Origin of the sequence: Francisella sp. SYW-9 (assembly GCF_008711465.1) — a bacterium.
Classification (GTDB): Bacteria; Pseudomonadota; Gammaproteobacteria; order Francisellales; family Francisellaceae; genus Francisella.
Genome location: NZ_VXKQ01000030.1, coordinates 68659 through 83983 on the forward strand (window position 1 = coordinate 68659; position 15325 = coordinate 83983).

Genomic DNA, 15325 nt, shown 5'->3' on the forward strand with positions numbered 1-15325 from the left:
TAATTTAAATAAGGAATAAATAATGTCTGATAATAAAAATAAAGAAACTTTTTTTGAGTTTCCTTGCCAGTTTCCAATAAAGATAATGGCAAACCCTCAAAAAGAGACTGTTGAATTTATATTAAGCGTTTTTGAAAAGTATGTACCTAATCATGATGAAATAGATTTTAATACAAAAGAAAGTAAAACTGGTAAATACATATCAATAACAGCTATTTTCACAGCTGATAGCAAAGAGCAACTAGATAATATATATAAAGAGATTTCTGGTCACCCAGAAGTACATATGGTTCTATAAAATATTATTTAAAAATAAACAAAATATATTATGCAAATTCAACAAAAAGATCTTGGTTTACAGGAATATTCTCAAGTATTTAAAGATATGATTGAGTTTACTGCAAATCGTACTGAAAATACTATTGATGAAGTATGGCTTGTTGAGCACCCTTGTATATTTACTCAAGGCAAACATGGCAAACCTGAACATATCATTAACCTTCACAACATACCAATAGTAGAAACTGATCGTGGTGGTCAAGTTACATATCATGGCCCGGGCCAAGCAGTTATATATTTTTTACTTGATGTTAAGAGGAATAAACTAGGCGCTAAAAAACTTGTTTCCATAATTGAGCAAGCTTGTCTAAATATGCTAAAAAAGTACTATGATCTAAATGCTCATACTATAGAAAATGCTCATGGCATATATATAGATAATAGAAAAATAGCTTCTCTAGGTCTTAGAGTTAAACAGGGGAAAACTTACCATGGTATATCTATCAATACAGCTATGGATCTAACTCCATTTAGCTACATTAATCCATGTGGATATAGTGGACTTAAAATGTGTCAAATTAGTGATTTTAGAAATACTGATGTGGCTAAAGTTCAAAAACAATATATTGATGAATTTCTCAAGCTTATAAGTAATTAAGAATATTTACTCTGTAGCTCCTTTCTAACTTTTTCTAAAAGCTCTCTTGATCTTACTTTATTACCAAAGATATCATACTTAATTTCTAATTTTGCAGCATGCTCTGTAATCTCATATATATTAACACTAAAAGTACCTTGATACTTTTTGGAGTTAACCTTGCCTTCGATAACTGCTCTTTCATCAGTAATTACTTTCTTAGTTAATGTGATATTTTTATTATTTCTAAATAAATCTAGAACGGCATAGCTAACTTGCACAACAGAATAATCAAAATTTTCAGAATACTCAGCTTCTTGCTCAACAGCATATGGTACAAATAAACAACTATTAAGAGTAAGTAAATATGAAATCAGTAAAATTGTATATAATACCTTTTTCATGTAACCCCATAAAAATATATTAAAATCAATTACAAATTAGCATAAAAAATATCTTTAATCTATAACATTGAATGATTATATATTTGATGTATATTCTTTACATATATCAAGAAGAGCTTTTGCAGGACGTGAAAGCTCTTTTCTTTTATTATAGATACAAGCATTGTTAATATAAAACTTATCTTTCATTATTGGTATTTTTTTAAGTTTATCTGAAACCATGCTTTCACTTACTATAGACCACCCCACTCCAGCTTCAGTAAGTTTTTGAATGACTACTAATTGATTTATATCTTCAATTATTGGAGGAGTAATCTTATATTTCTCTGTTAAATCTTTAGAAATTTCATAATACACATTTCTATAAGACGGTAACAACAAAGAAATATCACCTAACCTCTCAATCATATGATCTTTTAGTTGCCAACAAGGATGATCTTTTGCAATAACTGCAACAGCTTGCTTTCTTTCAAATATATACGATTGGATATCCTCGTGGGTAATTTCATTTGCTGTTATTAAACCAATATCAATATCAAACTCATTAATTTTTTAATAATTGGTAGTGAACATGTAGAATCAATTTTGATATCAACTTTAGGATATTTTTGAACGTACAATTTAAGAATCTTAGGTAGAAAGTCTATTGAAATTTGGTAATTACAACTAATTTTTAACTCTCCAGATACATCATATTTTAAAGACTCAACTTTTCGTTGAATATTATTCCATGCATCAATCAGATTCGTTGCATAAGGTATAAGACTTTTACCTACTGGCGTAATAAATAATTTATTTGCTGCATCTGTAAAAGATCTAGCCTCAACAATAGCAAGGAAAGCTTGCAAGTTTTTTATCGATTCCATTATAGAATAATAGGCATAAATTTTATTCATTATACATATAGCATAAATACTTTTATAATAAATTCATACTATTTTAATTGGAAATTCATATTATGTTCATATTAGTTTTACTAACTTATTTCATAGGTGGAATTATTACCGGTACCTTATCTGCGTGGATAGGAGCTGGTGGAGGAGCTATCATTATTCCGTTAATGTTAATTGTTTGTAAGTATCAAGGTATATCGCGTGAAATAGCAATTCATTTAGCAGTTTCAACATCTCTTGCATTTATAATGATTAACGCTCTTTACAACTCTTATAAACATTATAAAAATAATCACTTAGTAACTGAGATATTAAAAAATGCAATACCTGCGATCTTTATTGGAGCAATATTTGGCACTATATTTAGTGAAATGATGCCTGCAAAAGCAATTGAAATATTATTTGCAATAATTCTTTTAGTAAGCCTTTTCAAGACATTTAAATTTAGAAAATCTTCCATTACCTCTGGTATAATAATGCCATCAAAACTATCATGTACTTTTTTGGGTGGAGCTACAGGATTATTATCAAGCATTGTAGGAATTGGAGGCTCAAGTATTGTTAATCCATATATGAAACATTATAACTATCCAATGAAAAACTCTGCAGCCATGGCTGCTGCAACAGCAGTCCCTGTAGCATTAATAGCAACTGTTACAATGCTTGTATCAAGCTACCATGCTCTTGGGATTCCAGCATATAGCTTAGGATATTTATATTTACCAGCATTTTTAGGCTTACTAGTAGGTTCTATTATTGGGACGCCTATAGGAATTAAGATTGTTAAAGTATGTCCAGAAACAGTTTCAATATGGTTGTTTAGATTCATTTTAATTTATGTAGTTATTGATATGCTATGCAAATAATAAAATAAATCTTAATATTTTTTTAGATATTTATTTTCTCTTTAGGCACCCATAAATCAGCTAACTGTGATGCATCAACTTGAGTCGTGACTTGATTACTACCATCTACACTACCTCCATCAATATCTTCATTACTTGAGGTGTTTGCTGCCAATATCTCTGCCATCTTATTCGCATTGGCTCCTAACAACATCTGAAACTCATCATTTGTATCTATAATAAGTGAGTCATTATTATATTGTGATTCAAAATAGTCATCTACAATTAATGAGGATAACTGATCACTAAAGTCTATCAGTAAGTCATTATCTGATCTTGAAAATAATATATCATCCTTTGAAATATCATTTAACTTTAGTGTATCTGTAGAGCTATCTCCTGCTAGATTAATAGTATCATTTCCATCTCCAGTTGAATAATTATAAGTATCTAAGCCTGCTCCAGTTTCTATTCTATCGTTACCAGTTCCTCCGTCTATAGTATTATCACCACCATTTAGAGCTTTAACTATATCATTACCATCACCAGCATCTGCTATATCATCACTTGAACCGAGATAAACTGTATCATCTCCAGCTCCTGCATGGACAATATCTACTACATCATTTGTACCAACTATCTTTTCTCCTAAATCTGTACCTAATGTGACTGGTTGAATATCTCCTATAGCTTTAAAACTTCCATCTGCAAATTCAAATCCTGATACTTTAGTTTGATAACCACTTTTAGCATAGAATTTTTTAACAAGTAAGCCTTGTTCAGAATCTGCTCCCACTTGAACAAATAAATCTTTATTTCTTTGTAAATACTGAACATCATCTTGAGATATATTTTCACCAAATACTATCTTATCTGTCTGATCTGTAACATCTAGCTTAGCTGCCCTGATTGTATCTAGTCCATCTCCTAGATTATAGTTGATAACATTATTTCCTAACTCTCCACTAATATCATCATTACCTAAGCCTCCAGTGATAACATCATCACCAGCTCCTGCTTTAATAATATCATCACCTAAGCCTCCAGATAATCTATCCGCACATGCTCCAGTTTCTATTCTATCGTTACCAGTTCCTCCGTCTATAGTATTATCACCACCATTTAGAGCTTTAACTATATCATTACCATCACCAGCATCTGCTATATCATTCCCTGAACCGAGATAAACTGTATCATCTCCAGCTCCTGCATGGACAACATCTACCACATCATTTGTACCAACTATCTTTTCTGCTAAATCTGTACCTAATGTTACTGGCTGTATATCTTCTATAGCCTTAAAGCTACCATCTGCAAATTCAAAGCCTGATACTTTAGTTTGATAACCACTTTTAGCATAGAATTTTTTAACAAGTAATCCTTGCTCAGAGTCTGCTCCTACTTGAACAAATAAATCTTCATTTCTTTGTAAATACTGAACATCATCTTGGGAAATATTTTCACCAAATACTATCTTATCTGTTTGCTTTGTAACATCTAATTTAGCCGCTCTAATCGTATCAAGCCCATCACCTAGATTATAGTTAATAATATTATTTCCTAACTCTCCACTGATATCATCATTACCTAAGCTGCCAGTGATTACATCATCACCAGCCCCAGCTTTAATAATATCATCGCCCAAGCCTCCAGATAATTTATCTAAACCTGCCCCAGTTTCCATTCTATCGTTACCAGATCCACCATCTATAGTATTATCTCCACCATTTAGAGCTTTAACTATATCATTACCATCACCAGCATCTGCTATATCATCTCCTGAACCTAGGTAAACTGTATCATCCCCAGCTCCAGCGTAGACAACATCTACTACATCATTTGTACCGACTATCTTTTCTGATAAATCTGTTCCTATATGTGTAGGTTCTGGTTTATTCATCTGATCTAATATATCTCTAGGAGAAGCCAGTGTACCATCCGCAAATTCAAAGCTACCAATATTACTACCTTGCTCAACACCAAAATTAACTAGTCTAAATCCCTGTGTTTCATCACCTTTGACATTAATAATTAAATCATTACCATCTTGGTTATAGCTTAAATCTTCTTGAGTGATACCTTCACCAAAAACAACCTTATCACTATAACCAAGATTTTTGCCTAATGATTTAATATTATCAAAGCCATCTCCGAGATTATATTTTATAGTATTTCCTGTTCCTGAAACACTAATTGAATCATTACCAGCTCCACCAGAGATTATATCTGAGCCTTCGCCACTTGAGATAATATCATCGCCATCAATACCATATATAAAATTATTATTATCATTACCGATTAAAGTATCTGATTGATCTGTGCCTATCTTAATATCTGACATACCAAGTACAGTTCCATCAGCAAATTCAAATCTATTTACTGGTGAGTAATAACTACTACTTGAATGATAAAAATTCTCAATCCTTATCCCTTGACTATCATCGCCACCAATTGTAACTACTAAATGATTTCCTTGTTTAGCAAAGCTTAAATCTTCGAAGCTTATACCTTCGCCAAACAATACCTTATGATTTCTATGCGCATATACACTACTTGTACTTTGTCTCTTAATAACATCAAAATCATCTCCTAGATTATACTTATATGTATTTCCACTAGCTCCCCAATTTGAAATAATCGTATCATTACCTTGACCTCCCTCTACATAATTTGACTTCTGATCTAACCAATTACCTGTATGGATAGTATCATCTCCTTCTCCTCCATACAGCTTATCATTACCATAGCCTCCTTGGAGTGTATCGTTACCTTCTCCTCCTATTAAAACATCATTATGTGGGCCTCCATCTAGGTAGTCATCACCAAGTCCACCTTCTAAGGTATCATTATTATCATCCCCATATAATTTATCATTACCTTGGCCACCTTGTAAGGTATCGTTACCCTTTCCAGCTTTTAGAGTATCATTTCCTTCATTCCCAATAAGAGACTCTGACCAATCAGAACCTGATAAAATATCATCTTCAGATGTTCCTACAATATCAAAGTTTAAATCAGAAGCATTTATAATACTTCCATCATCAAACTCAAATCTATTAACTGGTGATCTATATCTAGCCTCATTTAAATAAAAGTTATCTAATCTCATTCCCTGAGATTCATCTCCATTAACTATAATAACTAAATGATTACCTTGCTTTTGAAAGTCTACATTCTCTTGAGATATTCCTTCTCCAAATAATACTCGATGATCTCTATAGTTATGATCAAAATGAATACCTTGATTCTTAATTACATCAAAGCCATCACCTAAATTATATTTATAAGTATTATTCCTAGCTCCCCAATTCGAAATGATTGTATCGTTGCCTTGACCACCTTCTACATAGTTTGATGTGAGATCTAACCAACTTCCTGTATGGATAGTATCATCTCCTTCTCCTCCATACAGCTTATCATTACCATAGCCTCCTTGAAGTGTATCATTTCCCTTTCCACCATAGATTATATCGTTTCCATTTCCTCCATCTATATAATCATCTCCAGCTCCACTTTCTACATAGTCATTCCCATCTCCACCACTAATACTATCGTAAAAGTCTGTACCCAATATAAAGTCAGAAGAATCTGCACCAACTAATGAATCTATAGTATATAGCCTACCATCAACTAAAAAATTCATTTTCTCTGCATTATTTAATACAACATTAGCATCCAAAACTTCTGATAGTGCTGCTGGAATATCATTCTCTAATAATCCTTGACTATTCCAATTATCTGTCAAAATTGTATTATCTCGATAATCTACTAGTTTATTAAAAAAGTTAATCCCATCTGACAGAGTAGATTTAATCTTATCTGCTATAGCTTCATTAATACTATCAAAATTAAGTGCTACCTCTCCTGCATCATCTAATTCAAATGATATGTTTTCTAGTAAGAATGGTTTTATTTCATTATCAGTATAACTTACTTGGATAGACTCCTTGACTGAACTAAATAGGCTTGCATAGCCTTCGTTAATAACTGTTGTTCTACCACTATCTGCTAATCTATGAAAATCCCAATCATTTAAGCTAACCTCACTACCTTTTGAAACATCAGCACCTCCAATTCTAAAATCTGAAGTCTCAACGCCTGTACGGATATTTACACTATATTTACCACCACTATTAGTTATCTGATACTCCAGCAATCTCTCACCGTTTACTGCCTCTAGCACGGCTGTCTTTTCAATTATTGTTTTGACTCGATCAGAAACGTCTAGATTAATCTGCGTACCATCTTCTAATGTATAACTATCTAGTAACTCTAAGGATGTAGTAAAGTTCTCTGCTGATTTTGCCCATTCAAGCAATACTTCATGTACTGCGCTATCCGTAACTGGAGTATTACCAGAATATAAATCTTGTAACAAAGTATTTAACTCTGACGATAAACTAGATGCCTCATGTAGACTTCTTAAAGCTCCTTGGCCTGCTACATTAATTGAGCCTTCTAACTCCGGAGATATTTCTAACTCATCTGCAAATCTACTATAGAATTTATTCTCAGCAAAATCCATTGCTCCTACTGCTGTAGTCGTGCCATCTGTAGTTGTAGCTGTAGATGTCTTACGTAATATACCACCTTCAACATTTTGATTTACACTATTTGCATTTAGATCGATACTCTCTATACCTGCCTCTGCTAGACTTAGTAACTCTCCCTCATCTGTCACACCGTCTTGATCGACATCTTGCCATACCTTGACCTCAGAAAATGCTGAGTCATTTGCATCAAAAATCCCGTCTCCTGAGCTATCTAAATCTCTCAAAGCATCAAAGCCATCTACTGCTTTAGTGCCGTCTGACTTTATGGTATTATCTCCGAGTAACTCCCTACCACTATCGATAGTGCCAGAGTTGTCAATATCGCGAACTAGCAGACCGTCCTCAGCGTTGATCCACCCAGTTCCAGTTGCTTGGCCGTTTCCTGAGTGGTCGAATAAAATATCTCCTGTTGCATCCCTAGTCTCAAGCTGGCCGTCGCCATCAAGATCAACGACTAATGGGTCACCGTAGAGTTGGGTGTTGGCATCAATAAATTTATCTGAAATAATACTATCTAAAGTAACGTCTTCTGAACCCTCAACTCCAAATAAATTATCGATTAGATCACTACTCTGTAATGACTTTACAAACTGAGCTTTTGCTTCTGTAGTAGGTAGCCTATTTACACTATCTACTATAGCGTTAATTAAAGACTCTCCTTGATTTCCACCAACTGAAGCTAGCATCATATCATTAGCAAGATCAATACTTTGATAATTTGATGCTACATAATCATAACCATCTAAGTTACCTAGCATATTCTGTAAACCTTGCTTTTCTAACGTAGCTGCTTCTATAATTTTGTATGGATTAGTATTATCTGCAAAATCTGTATCATTTAATGTCTTAAGCCATATATTTTCAACGCTACTATTATTAGCTAATAAGCCCTCTTGACTCTCTATAACATTATCTAAAAGTGTTAATCTATCTGCTAATACTATTTCGCTTAGATTTCCATTTGAGTTAAGGTATTTATTGTTTCCTGGGTCAAATGTACTTTGATTGGGAAATACAAACATACTGCTTGAATGCGCACTAAGTGCATTATCTGCTGTACTATAATATGTTACTTCCTTACCTACTCGCTCTCCAATAAGATGAACCTTATCAGCAGAAATATTATTATTGATTGTAACGGATCCAACCTTATCAAAAACTTCTTGACCAAAATAATCTTTGATATATTTACCAGCTTGAGGAGAGTTAAATGTCTCTACTTGAATTGTATTCGCAGAATTAAGATTTTTACTGATCAAATATGCGCCCTGCTCCTGAGAGAAATATCCTGATTGAGAATGTCCTGTTAAAACCAAATCTTTATACTTTTCATATATTCTTAACGCAAATTCATTAGCTGCATTCTTTTCAGCTAAAGGCATATCAATTACAGGTAAGTCAGGAGCATATTGAGCAACTGCAATACTCGCATTAGTAACTAGCCAATCTTGAATATTATCAGAACCTCTACCACTTACATAGACTTTACTATCATCCTTAAATTTAACTGCTACACCAACATAATTATCTTTATTAATAGCATCGACAATTGTTGCATCTTTTAAGCTTTGTTGAAGGCTTGCTGTACCGTTGTCTTTGAGATACTCATGTGCCTTATCTCCTATTTTATCTGCTGAATATAAATTACCTTGTTTATCATAAAAATGATCATATAATCTAACCTGAGCTTTATCTGAAACATCAACATGATTTAATGTATGTGAATACTCCAAAAAATTTAACATTGCTGATTTATCTGCTTTTGAACCTGCTAATTGATTTGACATAATAATTTCCTTCTACTTTTTATTCTCTAATATTAATTTTTCTACTGCTGGATAATATTTGGTTTTATCTAGTGGTGTAACGCTTCTTCCATATATTGCTTTCCATTTATAATAAGTATGTTTCTCTGAATATTTCATTCCATGGGTTTCCCATGTTTCAACGTCTGGCTTACCATAATTGTACATTTCAAAATATTTGGCTATATCTTGGATACTATGAATATGATCAGCCAATCTTTTTGCTGGAAATAGCTTATTGCCATTAGTATCCTTTATTGTATATCCTCTCGCATCTTTATGAGGCTCTGTCTCACATGCTTTACCCCATTTACCATTAGATGGACAAGATGAAACACCAAAATATCCCCATGCATACTTATATAAATCTTTATCAGGGTTTACAGATGATGAATGAGCTGCTTTTTTAACTTTATACCACTTATTAATATTAAAACCATTAGGCACATCAAATGTTGATATTGAAAATCCATACTCTCCCATTTTAAGTGACTGTAGATACTTATTTATTTCATAAGTCATCTTTATAACTTTATAAATTGATTGAGGGTCTCGTTTAGATTGTATTTTTATATCAAATGATAGTACGCCTTCTTGATGATATTTAGCAATCCATTTTTTTAAGTCAACACCTTGATCATATTGATAACCTAAAACCTTATCAATCATACTACTTCTATACTTCGTCATTGGCGATGGAATAACATAAGATATAAAACCAGAAAAATAATAATTTTTACTTACTTCCAAAATATAAGGTTTTATCATCTCTTCCAAATATTTTTGCATCATTTGTTTTTTAAAACCATTTCCCCAGATTATTCCCGTCTTAGGAAAATATGAGCCTTCTGCTGTAAGATCCTTGCTAATATCTTTAGCTTTAAAATTATAACCTTTAAGGTTATTTGAATATTCTAAGTCCAATACTTCAAACTTATCTCCTTGATATTTCTGCTCAAGTTGCTTCTCTATCTTCGCTTTAACCTTTGGATACCCAGTTATCCAATCAATAAATCCACAATATCCCATCATTGGGATTGCTAATGCTAGCATTAATAGTAGCTTTCTCATTTTTTTAATCCTGAACAAAAGTTAAATACTCTAAGATTTATATTAGAAGCTAAAAACTATAAATACAATTTATTTGTAAGACTTAGATAGCTATTTTAGATATACTAAATTTTGATGAAATTTTTGATTAAAAAATATTAATATTAAGTTAGAAATCACAAATTTTGAATTAACTATTATAGTAAAAAGTAAAAGAGACTATTGATATAGCTCACTATGTTTAAAATAGTACATGATCAAATAGCTTGTATTCAATTTATTTGTTAGATTATGTGGATTATGTGGTCAAGCACATTCGACTACGCTCAGTGACCACCTGACACAATACATACTACTTTTTATATGGTTTTGGCTACATCATCCTTAGATAAGGATAAGATCAAATTTTTTAGTTAATAAAAACTATAGAAATCCAAGTTAAAATTAGCTTAGTTATTAAAAGATAAAAATTATAAGAAAGTTTTTAAGAAAGCTGATCTAGACGGATGCTTAAGTTTTCTAAGAGCTTTTGCTTCAATCTGTCTAATACGCTCTCTGGTCACATTAAACTGTTTACCGACTTCTTCTAATGTGTGATCTGTATTCATACCGATACCAAAACGCATCATCAGAACTTTAGCTTCTCTTTCTGTTAAACCAGTATCTATAAGCTCTTTAATAGCTTCTCTTAAGTTTTCTAAGTTAGCAGCTTCTATTGGAGAGTAGTTATTCTTATCCTCAATAAAGTCACCTACTGTAGAATCCTCATCATCACCAATTGGGCTTTCCATAGAAATAGGTGTATGTGAAATATTCAGAATCTTTTTAAGCTTATCTTTAGTCATATTTGGAGTATATTCGATAATCTCTTCTTCTGTAGCTTCACGACCTTTTTCTTGTAAGATTTGACGCTTAATTCTATTAACCTTGTTGATTGTTTCAATCATATGAACAGGTACACGAATAGTTCTAGCCTGATCAGCAATCGAACGAGTAATAGCCTGACGAATCCACCAGGTAGCATAAGTAGAAAACTTAAATCCTTTACGATAATCAAACTTATCTACCGCTTTCATTAAACCTATATTACCCTCTTGGATAATATCTAAGAAGTGAAGGCCTCTATTGGTATATTTTTTCGCCTCAGAAACAACTAGTCTTAAGTTTGCTTCAATCATCTCCTTTTTAGCTTGAGTAATTTTAGCTTCACTCTTTGAAATCTCAACGTTAACATTTTTAAGCTCAGAGATCTCCATCATCATTAGACTTTGGAATTGATTAATTTGCTTAGTAAGGTTTTGCACCTCACGAATAATATTATCGTTAAATCTATATTTCTTTGTTAAAGGCTCAAGCCAATCAGTAGAACCAATTTTATATGCCTTTAGGAATTCCGCTCTAGGAGTTTTTGCTCTCTCAACACATAGCCTTAAAATTTTTCTTTCAAATTCTTTAACTCGTGCATAAGGAAGCCTAATATAGTCTACTAATTTTTGCAAATGAGACGTTGAAAGTCTTAAGCATTCAAATTCTTTGACAATTTTGTTGTAAAGCTTTTTAGAAGGCTTCTCTTGATACTCTTCAAAGATCTTTTCAAGATTCGTAAAGAACTCATAAGCTCTTTGAGTATCAATTTTTTCATCATGATCATCTTCTGCAACTTTTTCTTCAGCTGCTTGTTCATCACTAAACCCTGCCATAATTTCATTAAAACGAATATATTTAGCAACAGGTTCTTCTTCTATATCTTGAGACGACATATACTCTTGAGCCTTTTCCTCTAACTCACGGAATCTCTCAATGTATGTTTTTATAACTATAGGGTAGCTTAAGATTGTACTAAAAACCTCTGTAGTACCCTCTTCTATCCTAATAGCGATATCAGTCTCACCTCTTTTATCTAAAAGATCAACTATCCCCATCTCACGCATATACATACGAATTGGATCTGATGTTTTACCTCTTAAATCATCAAGGTTTGCCTCACTGACCTTTCTCTCGTCTTCTTCCTCTATTTCAGGAGTTCTATCATAGACATCAATACCTGCATCAACAAGTATTGCTTCTATTTCTTCATATTTTTTTGGATCTTCAGAAACATCTCCAGGCAAAGCATCTAATATATCAGCTCTGGTTAAATATCCTCTCTCTTTACCATCAATTATTAAATCTTTCAGATCTGAGAGTAAATCTTCTCTTGTCATCTAATACTCCAATAGATTATTATTCATTTAATTATTTAATTTTGAAAGTAGATATTTGATTTCCATTTGCTGAAGATCTGTCCTAAATGGTAAGTCTTTCAAATAGTTAATCCTTAATTTTCTACTTTCTTTTTCAATCCTTTTTAAATCTTTTAACATCTGATCACAATAATCTTCGCCATCAGACTTCTTGCTAGTATTATTAATACCATAGCTTAATAATTCAAAGAAGTACTCTCTGTAGTCAGGATAATCCTCTGCCAATAGCTGTATAAGTATAACAGCCTCTATTTCATTAAAGGAGTCTTCTTTTAAAATTTTCAAGCTTTTTATTAAAAAATCAAGATTTTTCGTTACAGAAAAAATCTCGAAATCATTATTTTGATATAAAATACGAAAATCCTCAATATTTACAAATAATTCTGCAAGTAGTTTTTCCTCAAGTCGCAAGTCTCTTGAAAGCTTTTTCTGCTTAACAACATTTAAATTTGTACTACTCAAACCTTCATAAACATTATGCTTACGTATTTTTAATAACTTTTTAATTTGTTCTGTTTTTATTCCTATCTGTTCAGCAATTGTCGCTATAATACTTTCTGAATAAATATTATCTTCAACATCAGATAAGAAATTTTTAAGGTTTTCTATGACCTCTGCCTTAGATTCTGCCCTACTAAGGTCTTTGCCATCTATAAAACTCCTTATTAAAAATTCTGCAACAGGTAAAGCATTACCTAAAGTATTAGTAAACTCTTCTAAACCATAATTTTTGATAAAATCATCAGGATCTTTACCATCAGGTAAGGTTAGAATTTTTAATTTTTTATTTCCATCTAGTATAGGTAAAACTATTTTAATTGTTCTAAGAGCTGCCTTTTGTCCAGCAAAATCGCCATCAAAACATAAAACAACAGAGTTTGTTTCTCGGAAAAGAATCTTTGCATGATTTTGTGAAAAAGCAGTTCCTAATGTAGCAATAGCATTATAAAAACCATATTGCGCTAGACCTACTACATCCATATACCCTTCCACTACGACTAAGCTCTGTATTAGATTTTCTGGATTTTTCTTTTTATATTCACGATATTCATATAAACCATATAAAATATTATTCTTTTGGAAAACTATGGTCTCTGGCGAGTTTATATATTTAACACCATCAGTATCATCTATAACCCTCCCGCCATAAGCAATTACATTTCCTTGAATATTTCGAATAGGAAACATAATTCGCCCCCTAAAGCGGTCATAGATATTTCCTTTATCATTCTTTATTGCTAATCCTGAATCAATTAAAACTTCTTCGCCAACTTTAGCAGACTTAGCAAGCTGTGTAATATTATTCCAACCTTCAGAAGAGTATCCAATACCAAAACTTTTTGCTAAATTGGAGTCAATACCTCTTTTCTTAAGATAGCTTATAGCTTTATCTTTAGTTGCTGAATTACCTAAATTCCAACGATAATATTTTTGAGCAACTTCTAAAAAACTAATACATCTATTATACAACTGCTCTTTTTGTATATCCTCTTGAGAATAGTTTTCGTACTCAACAGGTTTACCAACTATTTCAGCTAAGCTTTTTACAGCATCTATAAACTCTAAATTATTAATTTTCTTGACGAAAGTAAGGGCATCTCCCGACTCTTGACAACCAAAACAATGAAAAAAGTTCTTACTTGGTGTTACAAAAAATGAAGGTGTTTTTTCATTATGAAAAGGACAACAACCTTTGTAGTTTTTACCAGATTTCTTTAAATTAACGTATCTTGAGACGACATCAACTATATCGGCACTAGCCACCAGCTCTTTTATAAAAGTATTTGAAACTCTCTTTGCCATATTGATGTCAAAAGTAAAGTTATTACACTAAATTAGATTTTACTATAGCACTAACTTTACTCATATCTGTTCTTCCTGCTAATTCTTTTTTCACATTTGCCATAATCTTGCCCATCTCTTTCATAGATGTTGCACCTACAGCTTCGATAGCTTTCTGAACTATTGCTACAACTTCTTCATCACTAAGTTGTTTAGGCATATATTGAGTTAAGACTTCAATCTCTCTTTTTTCGCCCTCAGCTAGCTCAGCTCTATCTGCTTGGATATATTGATTGTAAGAGTCTTGTCTTTGTTTAATCATTTTTGTAATAACTGCTATTACAATCTCATCTGTAATGTCTATTTTTTCATCAATCTGCTTTTGCTTGATAGCAGACATAGCCATACGGATAGTCGTTAATCTATTTTTATCTTTATTTTTCATAGACTCTTTCATATCAAGAGTCAGTTGATCAAAAATTTGTGACATTTTAAAAAAGGATTCCTAGTGAAAGATGAGAGCTTTATGCTCTCGAGGTGGTTTAAATAAAAAACTATCTTCTAGCCATTATATTGCTCTTATGAGCTCTTTTAACAGCTGCAGCTTTTTTTCTTTTGCGTGCCCAAGTTGGCTTTTCGAAGTACTCTCTACGACGTAGCTCAGATACTATTCCAGCTTTCTCACAAGATCTCTTGAATCTTCTAAGAGCAACATCAAAAGGTTCTCTTTCCTTAACTCTAACGCTTGGCATACTCTCTCACCTCACTTAAAATGCCAGTTTATCAGTTCTTAAAAAACTAAGGGCTTATGCCCACGATAATTTTTACAAATAG

12 protein-coding genes are annotated in these 15325 nt (G+C 32.3%); 3 read left to right on the forward strand and 9 right to left on the reverse strand.

Translation table 11 applies throughout. The features are described from left to right. Positions 1 to 22: 22 nt before the first annotated feature. Both F3D62_RS10680 and lipB read left to right on the forward strand, forming a co-directional pair. A complete protein-coding gene (locus F3D62_RS10680; protein ID WP_150468235.1) occupies positions 23 to 298 on the forward strand; it encodes a YbeD family protein in 276 nt (91 codons plus the stop codon). Positions 299 to 325: 27 nt separating this feature from the next. Then, a complete protein-coding gene (gene lipB / locus F3D62_RS10685; RefSeq protein WP_191092607.1) occupies positions 326 to 937 on the forward strand; it encodes a lipoyl(octanoyl) transferase LipB in 612 nt (203 codons plus the stop codon). On the opposite strand, the gene F3D62_RS10690 is transcribed toward lipB, so the two are convergent. The 3 genes from F3D62_RS10690 to F3D62_RS10700 form a co-directional block, all read right to left on the reverse strand. Further along, entirely contained in the window at positions 934 to 1320 is a 387-nt protein-coding gene (locus F3D62_RS10690) for a DUF3568 family protein (RefSeq protein ID WP_150468237.1), read from the reverse strand. The two genes, lipB and F3D62_RS10690, sit on opposite strands and share 4 nt — an antisense overlap. Before the next feature lie 75 nt (positions 1321 to 1395). After that, positions 1396 to 1869 (reverse strand): LysR family transcriptional regulator substrate-binding protein, encoded by a 474-nt coding sequence (locus F3D62_RS10695; RefSeq protein WP_150468238.1) that lies wholly within the window; start codon positions 1867 to 1869, stop codon positions 1396 to 1398. Continuing rightward, entirely contained in the window at positions 1839 to 2186 is a 348-nt protein-coding gene (locus tag F3D62_RS10700; protein WP_150468239.1) for a LysR family transcriptional regulator, read from the reverse strand. Before F3D62_RS10700 ends, F3D62_RS10695 begins: the two co-directional genes overlap by 31 nt. A gap of 92 nt (positions 2187 to 2278) precedes the next feature. Here F3D62_RS10700 and F3D62_RS10705 point away from each other — a divergent pair, with 92 nt between their 5' ends. Beyond that, complete coding sequence (locus F3D62_RS10705) at positions 2279 to 3079, forward strand: sulfite exporter TauE/SafE family protein (protein ID WP_150468240.1); 801 nt, start codon at positions 2279 to 2281, stop codon at positions 3077 to 3079. 22 nt (positions 3080 to 3101) lie between these two features. Here F3D62_RS10705 and F3D62_RS10710 read toward each other — a convergent pair whose 3' ends face one another. The 6 genes from F3D62_RS10710 to rpsU form a co-directional block, all read right to left on the reverse strand. Then, on the reverse strand, positions 3102 to 9398 hold the full coding sequence (locus F3D62_RS10710; protein WP_150468241.1) for a calcium-binding protein: 6297 nt from the start codon (positions 9396 to 9398) through the stop codon (positions 3102 to 3104). A gap of 12 nt (positions 9399 to 9410) precedes the next feature. Continuing rightward, a complete protein-coding gene (locus F3D62_RS10715) occupies positions 9411 to 10487 on the reverse strand; it encodes a hypothetical protein (protein ID WP_150468242.1) in 1077 nt (358 codons plus the stop codon). A 449-nt stretch (positions 10488 to 10936) separates the two neighbouring features. Beyond that, positions 10937 to 12670: an RNA polymerase sigma factor RpoD gene (rpoD, locus tag F3D62_RS10720; protein ID WP_150468243.1), complete on the reverse strand. Its 1734-nt coding sequence runs from the start codon at positions 12668 to 12670 to the stop codon at positions 10937 to 10939. A gap of 27 nt (positions 12671 to 12697) precedes the next feature. Next, positions 12698 to 14512 (reverse strand): DNA primase, encoded by a 1815-nt coding sequence (gene dnaG, locus F3D62_RS10725; RefSeq protein ID WP_150468244.1) that lies wholly within the window; start codon positions 14510 to 14512, stop codon positions 12698 to 12700. 22 nt (positions 14513 to 14534) lie between these two features. Beyond that, positions 14535 to 14981, reverse strand: coding sequence for a GatB/YqeY domain-containing protein (locus F3D62_RS10730; protein WP_150468245.1), 447 nt, complete (start codon positions 14979 to 14981; stop codon positions 14535 to 14537). A gap of 64 nt (positions 14982 to 15045) precedes the next feature. Next, entirely contained in the window at positions 15046 to 15243 is a 198-nt protein-coding gene (rpsU, locus tag F3D62_RS10735) for a 30S ribosomal protein S21 (RefSeq protein ID WP_150468246.1), read from the reverse strand. Positions 15244 to 15325: the final 82 nt, after the last annotated feature.